Origin of the sequence: Amycolatopsis echigonensis (assembly GCF_002846615.1) — a bacterium.
Lineage (GTDB): Bacteria > Actinomycetota > Actinomycetes > Mycobacteriales > Pseudonocardiaceae > Amycolatopsis > Amycolatopsis echigonensis.
In genome coordinates this window covers 5,970,002-5,988,990 of sequence record NZ_PJMY01000003.1, presented here as the reverse complement: position 1 = coordinate 5,988,990, position 18,989 = coordinate 5,970,002, and the positions used below count along the sequence as shown (strand labels likewise).

Here is an 18,989-nt window from a genome sequence, read left to right as displayed (position 1 = left end):
CAATAGGTAACGCGCCGTAAGAGCCTAAGCTGCCCGACCGGGCAGATTTCACTCCAACGGTGGAGATCTACGTCTCAGTTGGCTACGCAAGGGCAGCATTGACCGCAGGAACGGGCAGCGCACCCGTCCCTGCCCGAGCCGGACCGGGCGGCTTCGACCTGCGCAAACGGATCGCCACGATCGGGGAGCCGGACAGGTTCGGGCCCGGCGGAGAGGACCGCTCTTCCCGCGAAAACGACGGCGAATGCGGGACGGGCAGAATCGGGTCAAGACCGAGAAGCGACTCGGTTCGCGACAGCCCCGAAATTCAACGCGGGTTCAGTGAGCCGTCGCCATGCCCATGAGCCGGGCCACCTCGAGAGCAAGCGCCAGGTACCCGAGCACCAAGGCCGCGGACGACCGGCCGCGGCCCCCGGCTCGGCGCCCGAGGTGGCCGAAGACGATCGCGAGCAGAGGCAGCACCAAGGGCCCCAGAACCGTGACCGGCTGGTAATAGAGCGCGTCGCCGAAACTGCTGCTGTGGCTGGGGTAGGTCCCGATGAACGCGAGCCAGCTGACGATGCTGAGCACCAGCGCCGCGGTAGCTGCCCTGGTCGACGGCTGTTCACCCATGCCGCGAAGCTAGCCAGCCAGACCGGGACCGGTCCCCGACCGCACTCCGCGCCCGCCTGGGACCGGACCGCCGCGACAGCGGGAGTCCGTTGGCTGGCCCGCATCACTCCATGACGCCGGGCGTGACTCCGGCACGGTCACTTTGCCTGAGCGCACCCGCGACCGGCCTCGCGCGGCCCCGCTCCAGCACGCCAGCATCGAGACCCGTGCGCAATCCGCCATCACCTCAGGGTGCCGGGCATCGCTCCGGCATGGCCGCGTCGCTTGAGTGCACCCGTACCAAGCCCGGCGACCACCGCCCCAATCCGCCCGACACCACACCGAACACACCAGGCACCGCTCCGACACGACCACATCGCTGGAGTGCATCCGCATCAAGGCCCACGAACACCGCAGCGCTGCGACCCCAGCAACTCCAACCCGCCAGGCACCCGCCAGCACGCTAGGCACCGCTCCGGCACGGCCACAACGCTGAAGCACACCCGCCTCGAGCCCTGCGAGCACCGCCTCAATTCGACCGCACCCCAACCCGCCGCGCGCTACACCGGCACACCGGACGGCACTCCGACACAGCCACCTCGCTCATACCCGCCCGCATCGAGCCCCGCTGGCACCGCCTCAATACGACTGCACCCAAACCCGCCGCGCACCCGCCAGCACACCGGGCACCGCTCCGGCACGGCCACGTCGCTTAAGCGCACCCGTCACGAGGCTCCACGAACACCACCCCCAATCCACCAGGCACGACGCAACGAGGCCAACCAGGGACAGCCACAGGGAGGCGCCGGAAAACCCAACGGCACCCCACCATCAGGTCACCCGGTCACCGGCTCCACTCCTCCACCCGCACCCCCATCAGCCCGGCCGCCGCGCGGAGTTCCCTTCGGCGGTCCCCCGGCACCGCGTGCACGTGGTTCGCCCCGAAGCGCGACAGGAAGGTCTCCGGGGCCACGTCCAGGCGCGCGAACGCGTGCGGCCACTCCCGCGTCGACCGCGAGACCAGTTCCTCCGTCGTCCGCTCGTCGTAGGCCTCGAAGTCCCCCAGCACCAGCTGCAACCGGTACTCCCCGTCCAACCGGCTCAACCTCGCCAAGGTCATCCGACCGGGGGCGGCGATGTGCTGCACCGAAGCCCCGCCTGCGGGGAAGAAGAACACTTCCGGGTACAGGTGCACCTGGGCCAGGTTCTCCGCCGGGTCTTCGCTCCGCGCGGCGAACCACGTCGCGTGCTGGCCGGAGTTGCACAGGTCCCAGACGTCCCGGTCCGGGTGGTAGTGCCGGACGTCGGCGAACAGCACCGGCGTCCCGGTGATCCGGTGCATCAGCTGCATCGTCAGCGCGCCGTCCATGTCCGCCTCGGTCGCGGTGACGTGCACCGCCTTCGGGCCGTTCCAGTCGTAAGGATCGTTGAGGAGCGCCTCGGCGACGTCGGCGGTCGCGAAATGTTCGGTCAGTTCCGGTTGTGCTTTGATGCCGGAGAAATCCAGGTGCCGTTCGGCCGCGACATCGCGCACGGCAAGGTAAAGACGCAGTTGGCGTTCCAACAATTCCGGTGTGAGCCGATCACCATCGTAGTGCACGGAAGCGTGTTGTTCCAGCCATTTCCGACCGCTGACGGCTTCGCCCGAGGCACCGGAATCAGCGCGGCGGACGAGTTCGTATTGGTCGATTTCCTCGACGTCCACACCGAATTCGCGCATCCACTGATCAGTATTGGCCACCGCGGTGTTCATGCCCATCGGCCGCCCGCCGAAGCGGCCGAAGGTCGAACCGCGCAGCGAACCGACGGCAGCCGCGGCGCTCGCGTGCGCGCCGACTTCGGCGATCAGCTCCGGGTCGGAAGGCCCGCCCCACAACCGGGTGTGCGCGCGGCCGATCTGGTCGAGCGCGCCCCCGGCGGCGAGCATCCCGACCAGGCCGGGCTCGGTCGGGTCGGTGCTCGCGACCAGCAGCAGCGGGCCGGTGGTCGCGTCCGCGGCCAGCATCGTGAAGTGCGGGAACGCCCACACCGCGTAGTACAGCACCGTCACGTCCACCGAACTCGCGGCGACCGAGCGCGCCGCGGCGGTCGCGGTGGTGTTCGTGGCGACCAGCCCGCCGGTGACGACGTCGTGGCCCGCCGCGGTCAGCGCGGCGGTGAAATCGTCCACTTTGGACCGGATGAAGCCGGTGTTCCGCCGGTGCACGTGGTCGCGCCCGTCGGAGACGGCGAGGACACCGATTCGTGCCATAGGTCAGCTCCGGTTCAGCTCGGCGTAGACCTGGGCCGCGTTCTCGCGCGTCACCAGGCGGGTGGGCAGGGTCTGCGTCTTGGGCACGGTCTGACAGTCGATGAGCAGTTTCTTCGCTGCCGCGACCGCTTCCTTGCCGCCGGTCGGATAGATGAACGTCGCCGACAGCCGGCCGGCCTCCACCGCCTTGATGCCGCCTTCCGGCACTGGCAGGCCGTCGATGCCGACGATCGGCAGGTCCGCGCGCCCCGCGTTCTGCGCGGCGATGCGCGCGCCCTCGGCCATCGGGTCGTTTTCGGAGAACATCGCCTGCGCGTCCGGATGGGCTTTCAGCAACGCGTCCGCCTGCTGTTGTCCCTTGTCCCGCAACCAGTCCGCGTCCGCGCTGCCCACCACTGTGATGTTGCGGTCCGTGATGCCCTCGTTGAATCCGTCGCTGCGTTCCTTGGCGGGCGTCGATCCGGCGAGCCCCTTCAGTTCGACGACTTTCCCGCCGTGCGGCAGCAATTTCTCGGCGAAGAACTTGCCCGCCTGACGGCCGATGTCCACATTGTCCGCACCGATGAAGGACGTGTACCCGTCGCCGTCGACCTTCCGGTCCAGCACGAGCACCGGAATTCCCTGGTCGTACGCCTTCTTCACGACACCGGTCAGCGGCGTCGCCTCGTTCGGGCTGATGATCAGCAGGTCGATTCCCTGGGTAAGAAAAGTATTGACCTGCTCGACCTGTTTCGCGTTGTCCTGCGCGGCATCCGCGTAACTGACGCTGAATTGCGGCACGCCTGCCGCGGCTTTGCGGATGTCGTCGTCCATCCGGACGCGATACGGTTCGGCGAGATTCGCCTGGCTCATCCCGATTTTGTATTTGCCACTGGGACCGTGGCATTGTTTCGCGGCGGGCGCGGCGCCGGACGCCGCGCCCGGCGCGTTCTCGTGGGTAGTGCCGCAAGCGGTGACAGCCGAGACGAGGGCGAGCCCCGCCAGTACCGCTCCGCCGCGGAGGATGCCGGACATCTGCTCCTCTTTTCCCGAACGCCTAGACCGTGGCCGGGCGCAGCCGCTGCAGGCCGGCGGCGAGCACGATCACCACGCCGACCACGATCAGCTGGACGTTCGAATCGATGTCGTTGAGCTGGAGAATGTTGTCGAGCACGCCGACCAGCAGGGCGCCCGCGACGGTGCCGGACACCGACCCGCGCCCGCCGGACAGGCTGGTCCCGCCGATCACGACGGCCGCGATGGCGTTCAGCTCGTAGCCGGTGCCGTCGTTGGGGCCGCCGAAGTTGTACTGTCCCGCGTGGACGATCCCGGCCAGCGCGGCGAGCAGCCCGCACAGGCCGAAGACCAGCACTTTCACCCGGATCACCGGCACTCCGGACAGCACCGCGGCCTTCTCGTTGCCGCCGATCGCGTACACGTGCCGGGAGAACGCGCTCGCCCGCAGCACGAGAACCGCCAGCGCGGCGACGACCACGAAGAACAGCGCCGGGATCGGCACCACGCCGCCGAACGTCCGCTCGCCCAGCAGCGAGAACGGCACCGGAGCCTGGCCGGGGCCGTCGCCGTAGGTGATCGAAACGCCCTCGCCGCCAGACCACATCCGCGCGATCCCGCGGGCGATCTGCATCCCGGCGAGCGTCACGATGAACGACTGGATCCGGAACCGCGCGCTCGCGATCCCTTGCAGCAGCCCGAAACCGAACCCCAGCGCGAGAACCATCAGCACGCCCGGCACGAGCCCCCAGCCGCCGCTGGTCAGCAGCAGCGCAACGCCGACACTGGCCAGCCCCATCACTGAGCCCACCGACAGGTCGATGCCGCCGACCAGGATCACCAGCGTCATGCCGACCGCGATGATGCCGATCTCGGAGATCGCGCGGACGACGTTGAACAGGTTGCCGCTGCCGAGAAACACCAGCTCCCCGCCGCGGTGCGGGGAGAAGACGATCGCGGCGGCGAACACCAGCACCAGCCCGAAGACGCTCTGGAACCGGAACACCGCGGCCAGCACCGCGCGCCCCTTCACCGGACGTCTCCCATCGACGCGGCGAGCAGCTCCGCCTCGCCCGCGCTCGCCGTGTCCAGTTCATGCACGCTGCGCCCGCCGCGCAGCACCACCACGCGATCGCACACGCCGACCAGTTCGGCCGGTTCCGACGACGCCAGCAGCACCCCGACGCCGCTTCGGGCGGCCTCGCCGAGCAGCCGGTAGATCTCCGCCTTCGCCCCGACGTCCACACCGCGCGTCGGCTCGTCCAGCAGCAGCAACACCGGTTCGGTCAGCAAAGCCCGGCCCAGCACCACTTTCTGCTGATTCCCGCCGGACAGCGAGCCCACCGGATCGGCGAGCGACCCCAGTTTCACCCCGAGCCGCCGCGCTTCCTCTCCGGCCACCGCACGTTCGCGCCGGCCGGGAACGACCCCGAACCGGGCCAGCCGCTCCACAATGGACAACACGGTGTTCGCCACGACGGAATGCTCCAGCGCCAGCCCCGCGATCCGCCGGTCCTCGGGCACGAACGCCATGCCCGACCGAAGCGACCTGCGCGGAGACCGCGGCCGGAACTCCTTGCCGCGCAGGAAAATCCGCCCGCCGACCACCTTGCCGCCGGACGCGCCGTACAGCGTCTCCAGCAACTCCGTCCGTCCCGCGCCGAGCAACCCGGCGACGCCGACGATCTCGCCGGCCCGCACCGTCAGGCTGATCCCGTCCGGTTCCCGCCGCCCGGCGCGCGACCGGACCACGAGATCCTCTACGCGCAGGACGTCCTCCTGATCCGGCTCGGACACGCTGTCCGCGCGGAACATCAGGTGCACCGGACGGCCCACCATCGCCTCCGCGGCGCGCTCGGCCGTCAGCTCCGCGGCGCTGAATTCCGCGACGACCTCGCCGTTGCGCAGCACCGTCGCGCGGTCCGCGACCCGGCCGATCTCGTCCATCCGATGCGACACGTAAACAATCGCCGCGCCGTCAGCACGCAGCTGGTCGATGACCGTGAACAGCCGCTCCACCTCGCGCGGCGACAGCGCCGACGTCGGTTCGTCCATCAGCAGGATCCGCGCGTCCAGCGACAGCGCTTTCGCGATGGTGACGAGCTGCTGCTCGCCGGTGCGCAGCCGCTCGACCGGCGTGCGCGGGTCGAGGTCGACGCCGGAGCGCTCCAGCACCTCGCGCGTGGCGGCGACCATCCGCCGCCGGTCGATCGTTCCGCCGCGCGTATGCGGTTCGCGGCCGAGGAAGACGTTCTCCGCCACGGAAAGCGCGGGCACGAGATCCAGTTCCTGGTGGATCATCGCGACCCCGGCGCGGCGCGCGTCGGCCGGTCGCGCGAACCGGACCGCCTCCCCCGCGATCCGGATCGCCCCCTCCCCGGCGGCGACCTCTCCGGACAAGATCTTCAGCAGCGTGGACTTGCCTGCCCCGTTCTCGCCCAGCAGGGCGTGCACCTCCCCCTTCGCCGCGGTGAAATCCACCGCGCCCAGGGCACGCACCCCGCCGTAGGTCTTGCTGACGCCGGCCAGCTCGGCCAGCGCGACGCCGTCGCCCATGCCCCGCCCTCTCGGCCCGCCCCACGTCGAGAAATCGATTACCCGAGACGGTAGGGGCACCCATAGGGAGTGTCAAGGGTCACATTTTCCCAGTGCCCAGAAGGCCTCCGCCGCGCTGCGGCCCGCCGCGGCCCGAGCCCGCCTGAACTTCCGGTGACCCCTGTCCGACCCCCTGGAAACGCCTGGCCGTCCAGTTGCCGCCGTCCCTGGCCAGCCGGGCGTGATTTGTGGCATACCTCGCGATAAACGAGGCCCGGACGACGTGACACGAGCCGTTTTTGGCGGGTTCCTACAAACCGGCAGGCGCGGCATGCGTCATCCGCGACATTGGTGTACCCGGCGGTAAGGGAGCAGTGTGTACGACGAAGACAGGCGACGTTCGGCAGGTCCGGCGTCGCCTGCTGTGCGTGGGTGCAGTCAGGTTCACTGGGAGGCTTTGTCCGTGTTCAATCGCGTCGCCATCGTCAATCGGGGAGAGGCCGCGATGCGGCTCATCCACGCCGTCCGGGACCTGTCCGCCGAGACCGGGCGACGGATCGAGACGGTCGCGCTCTACACGGACGCGGACGCCACCGCGACTTTCGTCCGCGAAGCCGACGTCGCCTTTTCCCTCGGCCCCGCCTCCGCGCGGCCCTACCTCGACCTCGCCAAACTGGAGAAGGCGCTGGTCGAGACCAAGGCCGACGCGGCGTGGGTCGGCTGGGGCTTCGTCGCCGAGGACCCGGCGTTCGCCGAATTGTGCGAGAAGATCGGCGTCGCCTTCGTCGGCCCGAGCGCGGACGCGATGCGCAAGCTCGGCGACAAGATCGGCGCGAAGCTGATCGCGGAAGAGGTCGGCGTTCCGGTCGCTCCGTGGAGCGGCGGCGAGGTCGCGACGCTCGAGGAAGCCCTTGCCGCGGGCGACAAGATCGGCTATCCGCTGATGCTCAAGGCCACCGCGGGCGGCGGCGGGCGCGGCATCCGCAAGGTGGAGTCGGCGGGCGACCTCACCGAGGCGTACGAGCGCACCAGCCAGGAAGCGCTGCGCGCGTTCGGCAGCGGCGTCGTGTTCCTGGAGCGCCTGGTCACCGGCGCACGGCACGTCGAGGTCCAGGTGATCTCCGACGGCGAAACCGCGTGGGCGCTCGGCGTCCGCGACTGCTCGGTGCAGCGGCGCAACCAGAAGATCATCGAGGAGTCCGCGTCGCCGGTGCTCGCGGCGGACCAGACCGCCGAGCTGAAGGCGTCGGCCGAACGGCTCGCGGTCGCGGTCGGCTACCGCGGCGCGTGCACCGTCGAGTTCCTCTACCACCCCGGCGACCGGATGTTCGCCTTCCTCGAGGTCAACACCCGGCTCCAGGTGGAACACCCGATCACCGAGATCACCACCGGCACCGACCTGGTGCGGCTGCAGCTGCACGTCGCGTCCGGCGGCAAGCTCGAAGGCACTCAGCCGGAGGAGTCCGGGCACGCCGTCGAAGCCCGGCTCAACGCCGAGGACCCGGACCGCGACTTCGCGCCGTCGCCGGGCCGCATCGCGCGGCTGCTGCTGCCCGCCGGCCCCGGCATCCGGGTCGACACCGGCGTCAGCGAGGGCGACACGATCCCCGCCGACTTCGACTCGATGATCGCCAAGATCATCGCCTACGGCCGCGACCGCGACCAGGCGCTCGCGCGGCTGCGCCGGGCGATGTCCGAGACCTCCGTGCTCATCGAGGGCGGCGCCACGAACAAGAGCTTCGTGCTCGACCTGCTCGACCAGCCCGAGGTGATCGACGCCAGCGCGGACACCGGCTGGATCGACCGCGTCCGCGCCGAAGGCCGTCTCGTCACCACGCGGCATTCCGCGGTCGCGCTCGCCGCGGCGGCGATCGAGGCCTACGAGGACGACGAGGAGGTCGGCCGGCAGCGCCTGCTGTCCACCGCGTTCGGCGGCCGTCCGCAGGTGCGCCACGAAACCCGTCCGCTGGACCTGAAGCTGCGCGGCGCGTCCTACCGCGTCACCGTCGCGCGCACCGGGCCGAAACGGTTCCGGATCGGCGTCAGCGGCGGCGGCGACGTGCACCCGGCCGACGTCGAACTCGAGCGGTTCGACGAGCACAGCGGGCAGATCACCGTCAACGGCACGCGGTTCCGGCTCGTCACCGGCACGCACGGGCCGATCCACCTGGTCGAGGTGGACGCCGTCACGCACCGGATCAGCCGCGACGAGGGCGGCGTCGTCCGCTCCCCCGCGCCCGCGCTCGTGGTCGCCACGCCGGTCGCGGTGGACGACGAGGTCGAGTCCGGCGCGCCGGTGCTCGTGCTGGAAAGCATGAAGATGGAGACGGTGCTGCGCGCGCCGTTCCGGGCCCGCGTCAAGGAACTCCCGGTGTCGATCGGCAGCCAGGTGGAGACCGGGGCGCCGCTGCTGCGCCTCGAACCGCTGGCCGACGGCGCCGAGGACGAGGCCGCCGCGCGGATCGAGACCGCCGAGATCGACCTGCCCGCCGAGCAGGACGGCACGAGCGCGGCCGACCGGGTCGAGCGCGGCAGGCAGGACCTGCGCAGCCTGCTGCTCGGATTCGACGTCGACCCGCACGACCAGGGCCGCGTGCTCAGCGGCTATCTCGCGGCGCGCGCGGAGCTGCCGGCGCGTCCGCTGGAGGGCGAGCTCGAGCTGCTGGACGTGTTCGCCGACCTGTCCGAGCTGAGCCGGAACAAGCCGGCCGCGGACGACCTCAGCGCGTCGAGCCCGGTGCACAGCGCCCGCGAGTACTTCCACACCTACCTGCAGAGCCTCGACGTCGAACGGGCCGGGCTACCGGAGAAATTCCAGGGCAGGCTGCGCCGCGTGCTCGGCCACTACGGCGTCGGCGACCTGGAGCGCACCCCGGAGCTGGAAGAAGCGGTCTTCCGGATTTTCCTTGCCCAGCAACGATCCTCGAGCGACAGCGCGATCGTTTCCGCGCTGCTGCGGCAATGGCTCACCGAGGCCCCGCCGTCGGCCGAGCTGCGGGAGGCGGCCGGGCTGGCGCTGGAGCACCTGATCGCCGCCACCCAGCTGCGCTTCCCCGTGGTCAGCGACCTCGCCCGCGGCGTGGTGTTCCGCTGGTTCGCGCAGCCTCTGCTGCGCCGGGCCCGCGCCGAGGTGTACGCCGAGATCCGCGGCCACCTGCGCTATCTCGACCGCAACCCGGACGCGGCCGACCGCGCCGAGCGGATCTCCAGCATGGTGTCGAGCAACGAGCCGCTGGTGCGGCTGCTCGGCCAGCGGATCGGACGCCCGGGCGCGGACCCGGCCGCGATGCTCGAGGTGCTGACCCGGCGCTACTACGGCAACAAGGCGCTCACCGACGTGCGCGTGCGCGAGGTCGCGGGCTGCTCGTTCGTCACCGCGGAGCATCCCGAACCGGCGCGCGTGGTCACCACCGCGGTCGACTTCCCGCAGCTGCCGGACGCGATGCGCGCGGTGGCCGAGCTGTCCGCCGGCGCCGGCGTTCCGGTCGCCGCGGACGTCTATCTGAAGTGGACCGACCAGCCCGACAGCGACGCGATGGCCGAGAAGCTCGGCGAAATCGTTGCGGCGCAACCGCTTCCGGACGACGTCGACCGGGTCGTCACGACCGTCGCGGGCGGCGGTGGCGCGGTGATGCACCACCACTTCACCTTCCGCCGGACCGAATCCGGGTTCGCCGAGGACCGCGTGATCCGCGGGCTGCACCCGCGCGTCGCCGAGCGGCTGCAGCTGGAACGGCTGCAGGAATTCGACCTGACGCGGCTGCCGTCGGCGGACGAAGAGGTATACCTGTTCACCGGCACCGCCCGGACCAACCCGGCGGACGAGCGGCTGATCGCGATGGCGCAGGTCCGTGACCTCACGCCGTTGCGCGAGGCGGACGGCAGGCTCGTGTCGCTGCCCTCGGCCGAGGACACGCTCGCCGCGTGCCTCGACGCGGTCCGCAACGCGCAGGCGAAGCGCCCGGCGAAGAACCGGTTCGACACCAACCGGATCGTCATCTACGTGTGGCCGCCGAGCGACCTGACGATGGACGAGCTGAACCTGCTCGCGCGCCGCGTCCTGCCGACCACCGCCGGTGCGGGCCTGGAGGAGATCCAGTTCCTCGCCCGGCAGCGGAACGCGGAAACCGGTGAGCTGACCGACATCGCGGTGACGATCCGCAACGAGGTCGGCGCGGGCGTGCGGCTGACGGTCGGGGCCCCGAGCACCGAACCGGTGCAGCCGCTGGACGACTACCGGCAGAAGGTGCTGCGCGCGGCGCGCCGCGACACGGTGTACCCGTACGAGCTCACCGAGCTGCTGGCCGGCGGCGGGTCCTTTGTGGAGCACGACCTCGACGACACCGGCGCGCTGGTCCCGGTCGACCGGCCGCGCGGACAGAACAAGGCCGGGCTCGTGGCGGGCGTGGTCAGCACGCCGACCGACCTGGTGCCCGAGGGCGTCAAGCGCGTGGTGCTGCTGGGCGACCCGACGAAGTCGCTCGGCGCGCTGGCCGAACCGGAGTGCACGCGGGTGATCGCGGCGCTGAACCTGGCGCAGGAGCTGAAGGTTCCGGTCGAATGGTTCGCGCTGTCGTCCGGCGCGCGGATCTCGATGGAGTCCGGCACCGAGAACATGGACTGGGTCGCGGCCGCGCTGAAGCGGATCGTGGAGTTCACCCAGGACGGCGGCGAGATCAACATCGTGGTCGCCGGGATCACCGTGGGCGCGCAGCCGTACTGGAACGCCGAGGCCACGATGCTCATGCACACCAAGGGCATCCTGGTGATGACGCCGGATTCGGCGATGGTGCTCACCGGCAAGCAGTCGCTCGACTTCTCCGGCGGCGTGTCGGCCGAGGACAACTTCGGCATCGGCGGCTACGACCGCGTGATGGGCCCGAACGGGCAGGCGCAGTACTGGGCGCCGAACCTCGCCGGGGCGCGCGACGTGCTGATGGCGCACTACGCGCACACCTACGTCGTGCCGGGCGAAGCGGGCCCGCGCCAGGCGGTCACCACGGACCCGGTGGCTCGGGACGTGTCGGACTACCCGCACGCCGTCGTCGGCAGCGACTTCACCACGGTGGGCCAGATCTTCTCCGCCGAGCACAACCCGGACCGCAAGAAGCCGTTCGACATCCGCACGGTGATGCGCGCCCTGTCCGACCAGGACCACCCGGTGCTGGAACGCTGGGCGGGCATGGCGGACGCGGACACCGCCGCGGTGCAGGACGTGCACATCGGCGGCCACCCGGTGTGCCTGCTGGGGATCGAATCGCGGTCGGTGCCCCGCCGCGGCTTCCCGCCCACCGACGGCCCGGACACGTTCACCGCGGGCACGCTGTTCCCGAAGTCGTCGAAGAAGGCGGCCCGCGCGATCAACGCGGCGAGCGGCAACCGTCCGCTGGTGGTGCTCGCGAACCTGTCCGGTTTCGACGGCTCGCCGGAGTCGATGAAGAAACTCCAGCTGGAGTACGGGGCCGAGATCGGCCGCGCGATCGTGAACTTCGAGGGCCCGATCGTGTTCACGGTGATCTCGCGCTACCACGGCGGGGCGTTCGTGGTGTTCTCGAAGGCGCTGAACCCGAACATGACGGTGCTGGCGCTGGAGGGCTCGTTCGCCTCCGTGCTGGGCGGCGCCCCGGCGGCCGCGGTGGTGTTCGCGGGCGAGGTCAAGACCCGGACGGCGAACGACCCGCGGGTGGCTGAGCTGCAGAAGCGGCTCGGCGAGCTGAGCGGAGCCGAGCGGGCGGCGTGCGCGGCGGAACTGGCCGAGGTGACGTCGTCGGTGCGGGCGGAGAAGCTCGGCGAAGTGGCGTCGGAATTCGACCGGGTGCACAGCATCCAGCGAGCGGTCGAGGTCGGGTCGGTGGACGCGATCGTCAGCACGGCGCAGCTTCGGCCGCGGATCATCGAGGCGATCGAGCACGGGCTGAAGCGCTGAGGGGTCCTCGTGAGTGTTCGTCCCGGTTAGAACCGTGATCTGCACTCACGAGGCCGCGGTGATCCCGTCCAGAAGCGGCGGGGTCACCTCGACCGAGTAGCCGTCCGGGGCGTAGCGCTGCTCCCCACGTGCAGGTGCACCGGCGTGTTTCCCTGGTGCGCCCGCAAAATCTGCTTGAGTTCCAGCACCACCGGCAGCGTCGCCTTCTCCGCCCGTGTGTGCAGCAACGTGCAGGTGGACGAACGATGGCATGGCCGCATTGGACCCGTCGCATCGCGCCGTCGTCCCACAACCGACACGCGCGCTCGGACCACCTCCGGTTGTGCCCCATGATGGCCGCCGGTTGGCGAGTCCATTGCGGACTCGCCAACCGGCGGTTTTATTCTTCGGAGTCGTCGTCCGCGAGCAACGCGTACAGCCGGCGGCGGGCTTCGCGGAGGATCTTGCGCGCCTCCGCGCACTGCGCCTCGCTGCCGGTGTGCGCGACCTGCGCCGCGGCCCCGGCCAGCTCGCCGATCTGCTGATACAGCGCGGCGAACCGGTCCGCTGCGGGCTCCTGGTCGCGAGCCGGAGACTCCCAAAGCGCGGCGAACTCCTCCTCGCGCCCAGCGACGTGCTCCCGTCCAGCCTCAGTGAGATGCGCGACGCGGCGGCCGCCCTCCTCCGCCGTGCGGACGAGACCTTCGTCCTCGAGCTGCTGCAGAATCGGGTAAATGGAGCCCGGGCTGGGCCGCCACTCGTCATTCGTGCGGCGGCGGATCTCCTGCATCAACTGGTAGCCGTGGCGGGGTTCCTCGGCCAGCAGGGCGAGGACCGCCGGACGCACCGGCCGCGCCGGACCCCGTCCGCCGCGGGGCGGTCCGCCGAAGAACCCGCCGGGCCCGCCGGGGCCTCCTGGACCACCGGGAAACCCGGGGAAGCCCGGGAAACCGGGAAATCCAGGTCCGGGCCGATGCGGCGGCCCGGGCGGTCCAGGCGGACCGGGAGGCCCCGGAGGAAAGCCGCCACGGGCTTCGAAGACGATGTCGCCCCAGCCTTCCTCGCCGCCGGGGTGGCCGTGCTGGCCGTGCTGGCCGTGCTGGCCGGGGTGGCCGGGGTGGCCGGGGCGCTCGCCCGGATGGCCGCCCAGGTGACCGAGATGGCCGCCCGGATGGCCAGGGTGCGCGTGATGCTCCCCCAGCTCCCACCGCCAGCCGTGATGGCCGCCCAGGTGGCCGAGATGGCCGCCCGGATGGCCGGGGTGCGCGTGATGCTCCCCCAGCCCCCACCGCCAGCCGTGATGGTCACCGGGCTCTCCCGCATGCCCGCTCGCATGGCCGAGGTGCGCGTGGTGCTCCCAGCCGTGATGGTCAAACTCGTCCGCGTGCCCACCCGAATGGCCAGGATGCGCATGGTGCTCCCCCGGCGCACCCGGCCAGCCGAGTTGCTCGCCCAGCCCTCCGCCCCCAGGCCAGCCGTGTCCTTCCCCCGGTCCGCCCGGATGTCGCCCTCTCCCCTCGCCCGGCCCGTCGCCGCGTGCGTCCGGCCTGCCGAACGGCATTCCTCGGCCCCCATCGCCTGGGTGAACTGGGCCGGGGCGGCCGAAGCCGAACGGCACTCCGCCGAAGCGTTCCGGGCCGCCGAAGCCCCGGAACAGATGTTCTTCGCCTGCCGTGCTGGTCATGTGGTCCTCCTCCATCGTCGAACGATCGCCGATATGGCCACGATATATCGGCGAGTGTTCGACGGCAAGGTCGCCCGAGCAGGCGGGAGGGAAGCGGTCAGCCGGACGTACCAGCGGGCGCGGTGGTCGCGCCTTCGCCGCCGAAGCGGATGGACTTCGCTTCCTTGCCCAGGGAGGTCAGCACGGCGACCGCGATCAGCACCGGGATCACCGTCCACAGCAGGGCGGCCGTGTAGCCCTGCGACTGCGCGATGCTCTGCTGGATCGGCAGGTTCAGCGCGGCCAGCAGGTTGCCGAGCTGATACGTGACGCCGGGGAAGAAACCGCGGATCGCGTCCGGGGACATTTCGGTCAGGTGCGCGGGGATGACGCCCCACGCGCCCTGCACCATGACCTGCATCAGGAACGAGCCGAGCGCGAGCATCCCGGCTCCGTGGTCGACGGCGAAGATCGGGATGATCGGCAAGCCCAGCACCGCGGCGCCGACGATCGTCATCCGGCGGCCGAAGCGTTCCGAGAGCGAGCCGAAGAGCAGGCCGCCGATGATCGCGCCGACGTTGTACAGCACGGCGATCCACGTGCTGGTCGCCGCGCTCAGACCGGCACCGCCGTGGTCGGTCGCCTTGAGGAACGTCGGGTACACGTCCTGGGTGCCGTGGGACATCCAGTTGAACGCGGTCATCAGCAGCACGAGGTACCCGAACCGGCGCAGCACCTTCGGGTTGAACAGGACGTCCTTGACCGACGTGCGGGTGACGCGCATCTTCTCCTGCGCCGCCTCCCACACCTCGGATTCCTTGACCCGCGACCGGATCAGCAGGCTGATCAGCGCCGGGAAGATGCTCAGCACGAAGATCCACCGCCACTCCAGGCCGAGCGCGCTGTGGAACAGCAGGTACGCGAGCGCGGCCATCAGGTATCCGGCGGAGTAGCCGGCCTGCAGCAGCCCGGAGAAGAACCCTCGCCGCTCCACCGGGATCTTCTCCATCGCGAGCGCCGCGCCCAGGCCCCATTCACCGCCCATGCCGATGCCGTAGATGAACCGCAGGATCAGCAGCACGGTGAAGTTGGGCGCGATCGCGCACAGCACGCCCGCCGCCGAGTACAGCAGGACGTCGACCATCAGCGGGATGCGCCGTCCGGACCGGTCCGCCCACAGGCCGAACAGCAGCGCGCCGACCGGGCGCATGACGAGCGTCGCGGTGGTGATGAACGCCAGCTGCGTGGCGGTGGCTCCGAACGAATGGTCCTTGGCGATGTCCGCGATGACGAACACGACGAGGAAGTAATCGAACGCGTCCATGCTCCAGCCGAGCCACGCGGCGAGGAACGAGTTCCGCTGGTCGGCGTTGAGCTTGCGTTTTTCCTTGCCCCCGGCTGCGCTTTCGGTCACCGGCTTGGTCTACACCCGGTGCGGCGGCGAGGCAACAGTCGCATGTGGACTCCGCCGATCCCCGACATACCAGCGAAACTGGATGAATCGGTCTACTCGGACGGTTTCGCCGAGCGGGTCAGCAGGTGCGCCTGCCGCATCCGGCCGTCCGAAGCGAACTGTCCGAAGAAGGACACCTCGATCTCGAGTTCCTTCCCGCGCTGGCGAACATGCAGGGTGTACCGCGCGGCAATGCGGTCGCCGTCGGCCATCGCCTCGTGGACTTCGATCCGGCTCTCCGGTCGGTTTTTCCGTATCGGACGACAGTGCGCGACCAGCCGATCGCGGTCGATCCGCAGCCCGTCGGCGATCTGCACGACGTCCGGCGTGTGATAGCGGTCGACCACCGTCGCCGCGTCCTCGTCGGTGCGCACCAGATCGTCGGTGAACGACGTGAAGAAGCGCGCGATGAACTCCTTCGGATCGGCGCGTTCGAGCGTGTTCATGAACCCTCCCAGCTGAACTCTGACACACTGTAAGATACCCGTTCCGGCTAATCTTGACAAGGTGTAAGAGATGGCGAAACTCCGCGCCGACGCCCAGCGCAGCCGCGCCGCGATCCTCGACGCGGCGCTCAGCGTGCTGGAAGCCGATCCGGACGCGAGCGTCGAAGGCATCGCCACGGCGGCGGGCGTGACCCGGCAGACCGTGTACGCCCATTTCCCTTCCCGCGAACGGCTTCTGGCCGCGGTGCTCGACCGGCTCACCGAGGAAGCCGTCGACGCGATGGACGCCGCGGGTCCGGACACCGGGCCCGCGGCGGACGCGATCCTGCGCGTGCTCGACGCCGCGCGCCGGGCGTCCTCGCGCTATCCGAAGTTGCTGCACCGGTTCGGCTCGACGGCGTCCTCCGCCGACGACGGGCGCGAGCAGCACGAGCCGGTCGCCGAAAGGTTGCGCCGGATTGTCGAACGCGGGCAGCTCGCCGGGGAGTTCGACCGGCAGCCACCCGTGGATTGGCTGGTCACGGTGATCATCCAACTCGGCCACGCCGCCGCGGGCGAGGCCGAGGCGGGGCGGCTTTCCCCGGACGAAGCCGAAAAAGAGCTGTCCGCCACGGTGCTGCGGGTGCTCGGCGCGTCCTGACGCCCGGAGCGCGACCCTTCCCGGTCCGGCTCAGATTTGCCGACACTCCTGACGCGGCTCAGGCTTGGCGCCCCCGGCTCAGATCGGGACGCGGGAGTGCACCCGGCGGCCGATGTCGCGCGCCCACGCCCGGATCCGGTCCCAGTCGCGGAAATCGCCGACCCGGCTGCCGCGTGCCATCAGCTTTTCCAGCACGCCGCCCGCGAGCGCCGGATCGAGCCGCCCGCCGAACGTCTCAGTGCGGCCCGCGTCGATCGCGGCAGCCAGCAGCGTCACCCGCGCGGGCAAGCTGACCCGCGTCAGGTTCGCTCCCGGGCCGCAAGGTCCACTGTGGAATAGCCAGACCGGACGTGCCCGCAACGCTTCGGTGTTGCGTTCCAGCAGCCGCACCGCTTCGGGCCGCCACCGCGCGTAGTAAAGCGCGCTGCCGACCACCACCGCGGCGTACTCCGTGACGCTGTCGACCTCGCCCGCGTCGCGCACGTCGACAGCGAACCCGGCGGCGCGCAACTCCTCGCCGACGACTTCGGCGATTTCGCGGGTGCCGCCGTGCTTGCCCGCGTACGCGACGAGGACCTTGATCATGTCCTTATTGTCCACCCCGTCGCCGGACCTCGCCCGGCCAAACTCCGTGAGGGGAACCTCGAGGAACTCTGATTTCCTCACGGACCTTCCGCCAAACCAGCAGCCGCCGCACCCAACTCACCCAGGCAGCCAGCCCCCGCCCCTGCACCCCGATACGAAGCCTCCTCTGCGGTTCGGGGGTGCTTGTCAAGGCATCTTTCCCGCCTTGACAAGCACCCCCGAACCGTCAGCACAATCAGCTTCGGGGTGCCCCACCCGTCGACGATCAAGCAATCGTCTTCGGCCGCGAAGCCAACCCCCCGAACACCGCCTGAACCAGCGCGAGCCCAATCAGCACGCAGAGCGCAGGCGTCCACGACGAAGTGGCGTCGTGGATCGCACCGATGGCGATCGGGCCGAGCGCGGCGAGCGTGTACCCCGCGGACTGCGCCATCCCGGACAGCGCCCCAGCGTCGGAATAATTCTTGGTGCGCAAGCCGAACAAAGACAACGCCAGCGCCAGCGTGCTCCCGCCCGCGAGCCCGGCGAAGACGGCCCACAGCACGGCGATCCCCGGAGCGACCAGGAGTCCGGTCAGCGCGGTCGTCAGCAGCAGCGACCCGGTGATGGCGACCGCGCGCTGGTCGGGCAGCCGGTGGATGAGCGCGGAGCAGAACAGGCTGCCGGCCAGGCCGGAAAGGTTGAACAGCAACTGGTGGAACCCGGCGGTCACCGAGCTGATGCCCGCGGCGTGCTCGATCGAGGACAGCCACGTCACGAGCACGTAGAAGGCGAGCGATTGCAGGCCCATGAAGAGGGTGACCTGCCAGGCCAGCGCGTTTGTCCACGGGCGCGCGGCACCGGTCGTCGGCGCGAGTGCCGGTGCGGCGGCGGAACGGCGCAGCTGCGGCAGGAAAACCCCGAGGGCAATGAGCGCGAGCCCGGCCCAGACGCCCAGTGAGAGCCGCCATCCGCCGGCCTGCTGTCCGGCCAGCGGTACCGCGACCCCGGCGGCGACCGCGGCGACGCCGGACTGGACCGCGGTGTACGTGCCGGTGATCGGCCCGATGCGAGTGGGGAAATCGCGTTTGACGAACGCGGGGAGCAGGACGTTCAGGATCGCGATGGCGGCCCCGAGCAGCACGGTTCCGGTCCACAGCAACAACTGCGGCGGGGTCGAGCGGAGCAGGATCCCGATCGCGAGCAGCGCCACGGCCGCGCCGAGCGCCCGCTCGAGCCCGAGCTTCGCGGCGACCTTCGGCGCGATCGGCGAGCACACGGCGAAGGCGATGAGCGGCACGCTGACCAGGACCGAGGCGGCTACGGAGGAAAGCCCCTGGTCGGCCTGGACGAGGCTCAGGATCGGGCCGAGGGTGGTGATCGCGGCGCGCAGGTTCGTGGCGATCAGCAAGACGCCGATGAGAACGAGCGCGGGACGCAACGGGGTCGCGCGCTCAGGAGCGGCGGGAGCGGGGCGAGCGGTCATACGGCGGCCTCCGCACCGACAGGCTCCCGGACCCGACCGAGACACCACAGACTCGCGACCTCGGATGCCGCAACGACCAGGCGGCTGCTCACGATGCCGCCCACAAGCCGGATACGGTCCGCGAAACAGGACCGACGCCCACGATCGGCTGATGGTGCACCACAACCTCCCGTTCAGCGAACCCCGGGACCGCAGGGCCAGCCCGGAACCAAGCCCCACGCAAGAAACCACCGACAAGACCGACCCACCGGCCAACGTCAGCAATCGACCCCGCAACGCCACCCGCCCGACCGCGACCAGGACAGCCGAGCCGCGCCGTCATCGCCTTCCCCGCGCACCGGAAGCGGCCTGCAGAACCGGGTCGTCGATCATCGGATCCCCTCGAATATTCCCTGCCCGCATCGCCCGTCCGGCACCGGAACGCACCGACGTCCGGCGGCGGAACCGCTTCCGATATTGCCC

General features: G+C 70.5%; 12 protein-coding genes. 2 read left to right on the top strand and 10 right to left on the bottom strand.

Annotated elements, in window-relative coordinates:
* Positions 1-318 precede the first annotated feature (318 nt).
* The 5 genes from ATK30_RS33465 to ATK30_RS33445 form a co-directional block, all read right to left on the bottom strand.
* Positions 319-612, bottom strand: coding sequence for a hypothetical protein (locus ATK30_RS33465; RefSeq protein ID WP_101438781.1), 294 nt, complete (start codon positions 610-612; stop codon positions 319-321).
* A gap of 823 nt (positions 613-1,435) precedes the next feature.
* Positions 1,436-2,842, bottom strand: coding sequence for an L-fucose/L-arabinose isomerase family protein (locus ATK30_RS33460; RefSeq protein ID WP_101438780.1), 1,407 nt, complete (start codon positions 2,840-2,842; stop codon positions 1,436-1,438).
* A 3-nt stretch (positions 2,843-2,845) separates the two neighbouring features.
* Positions 2,846-3,856 carry a substrate-binding domain-containing protein gene (locus ATK30_RS33455; protein ID WP_101438779.1) on the bottom strand — a complete coding sequence of 337 codons (1,011 nt, stop codon included), beginning with the start codon at positions 3,854-3,856 and terminating at the stop codon, positions 2,846-2,848.
* Positions 3,857-3,878: 22 nt separating this feature from the next.
* On the bottom strand, positions 3,879-4,868 hold the full coding sequence (locus ATK30_RS33450) for an ABC transporter permease (protein WP_101438778.1): 990 nt from the start codon (positions 4,866-4,868) through the stop codon (positions 3,879-3,881).
* The gene (locus ATK30_RS33445; RefSeq protein ID WP_101438777.1) at positions 4,865-6,391 is read right to left on the bottom strand and encodes a sugar ABC transporter ATP-binding protein; all 1,527 of its coding nucleotides are present in this window, start codon (positions 6,389-6,391) and stop codon (positions 4,865-4,867) included. The genes ATK30_RS33450 and ATK30_RS33445 overlap by 4 nt, the downstream gene beginning before the upstream one ends.
* A 442-nt stretch (positions 6,392-6,833) precedes the next feature.
* Here ATK30_RS33445 and ATK30_RS33440 point away from each other — a divergent pair, with 442 nt between their 5' ends.
* Entirely contained in the window at positions 6,834-12,296 is a 5,463-nt protein-coding gene (locus tag ATK30_RS33440) for an ATP-binding protein (protein WP_101438776.1), read from the top strand.
* A 379-nt stretch (positions 12,297-12,675) separates the two neighbouring features.
* On the opposite strand, the gene ATK30_RS46530 is transcribed toward ATK30_RS33440, so the two are convergent.
* The 3 genes from ATK30_RS46530 to ATK30_RS33415 form a co-directional block, all read right to left on the bottom strand.
* Positions 12,676-13,959 (bottom strand): PadR family transcriptional regulator, encoded by a 1,284-nt coding sequence (locus ATK30_RS46530; protein ID WP_244194802.1) that lies wholly within the window; start codon positions 13,957-13,959, stop codon positions 12,676-12,678.
* Positions 13,960-14,056: 97 nt separating this feature from the next.
* Positions 14,057-15,262 (bottom strand): MFS transporter, encoded by a 1,206-nt coding sequence (locus ATK30_RS33420; protein ID WP_220817909.1) that lies wholly within the window; start codon positions 15,260-15,262, stop codon positions 14,057-14,059.
* Positions 15,263-15,444: 182 nt separating this feature from the next.
* On the bottom strand, positions 15,445-15,837 hold the full coding sequence (locus ATK30_RS33415) for a nuclear transport factor 2 family protein (protein ID WP_101438774.1): 393 nt from the start codon (positions 15,835-15,837) through the stop codon (positions 15,445-15,447).
* A 70-nt stretch (positions 15,838-15,907) separates the two neighbouring features.
* Here ATK30_RS33415 and ATK30_RS33410 point away from each other — a divergent pair, with 70 nt between their 5' ends.
* Positions 15,908-16,477, top strand: a complete 570-nt coding sequence (locus ATK30_RS33410) for a TetR/AcrR family transcriptional regulator (protein WP_101438773.1) — start codon at positions 15,908-15,910, stop codon at positions 16,475-16,477.
* 78 nt (positions 16,478-16,555) lie between these two features.
* On the opposite strand, the gene ATK30_RS33405 is transcribed toward ATK30_RS33410, so the two are convergent.
* Complete coding sequence (locus ATK30_RS33405) at positions 16,556-17,062, bottom strand: flavodoxin domain-containing protein (protein WP_101438772.1); 507 nt, start codon at positions 17,060-17,062, stop codon at positions 16,556-16,558.
* Between the two features lie 265 nt (positions 17,063-17,327).
* Positions 17,328-18,527, bottom strand: a complete 1,200-nt coding sequence (locus ATK30_RS33400) for a CynX/NimT family MFS transporter (RefSeq protein ID WP_101438771.1) — start codon at positions 18,525-18,527, stop codon at positions 17,328-17,330.
* Positions 18,528-18,989 lie beyond the last annotated feature (462 nt).

What these genes read in the sequence shown, in the direction of transcription:
- ATK30_RS33465 (WP_101438781.1), bottom strand. Translation starts at nt 612, where the DNA reads ATGGGTGAACAGCCGTCGACCAGGGCAGCTACCGCGGCGCTGGTGCTC.
- ATK30_RS33455 (WP_101438779.1), bottom strand. Translation starts at nt 3,856, where the DNA reads ATGTCCGGCATCCTCCGCGGCGGAGCGGTACTGGCGGGGCTCGCCCTC.
- ATK30_RS33420 (WP_220817909.1), bottom strand. Translation starts at nt 15,262, where the DNA reads ATGGACGCGTTCGATTACTTCCTCGTCGTGTTCGTCATCGCGGACATC.
- ATK30_RS33415 (WP_101438774.1), bottom strand. Translation starts at nt 15,837, where the DNA reads ATGAACACGCTCGAACGCGCCGATCCGAAGGAGTTCATCGCGCGCTTC.
- ATK30_RS33445 (WP_101438777.1), bottom strand. Translation starts at nt 6,391, where the DNA reads ATGGGCGACGGCGTCGCGCTGGCCGAGCTGGCCGGCGTCAGCAAGACC.
- ATK30_RS33460 (WP_101438780.1), bottom strand. Translation starts at nt 2,842, where the DNA reads ATGGCACGAATCGGTGTCCTCGCCGTCTCCGACGGGCGCGACCACGTG.
- ATK30_RS46530 (WP_244194802.1), bottom strand. Translation starts at nt 13,959, where the DNA reads ATGACCAGCACGGCAGGCGAAGAACATCTGTTCCGGGGCTTCGGCGGC.
- ATK30_RS33405 (WP_101438772.1), bottom strand. Translation starts at nt 17,062, where the DNA reads ATGATCAAGGTCCTCGTCGCGTACGCGGGCAAGCACGGCGGCACCCGC.
- ATK30_RS33410 (WP_101438773.1), top strand. Translation starts at nt 15,908, where the DNA reads ATGGCGAAACTCCGCGCCGACGCCCAGCGCAGCCGCGCCGCGATCCTC.
- ATK30_RS33400 (WP_101438771.1), bottom strand. Translation starts at nt 18,527, where the DNA reads ATGACCGCTCGCCCCGCTCCCGCCGCTCCTGAGCGCGCGACCCCGTTG.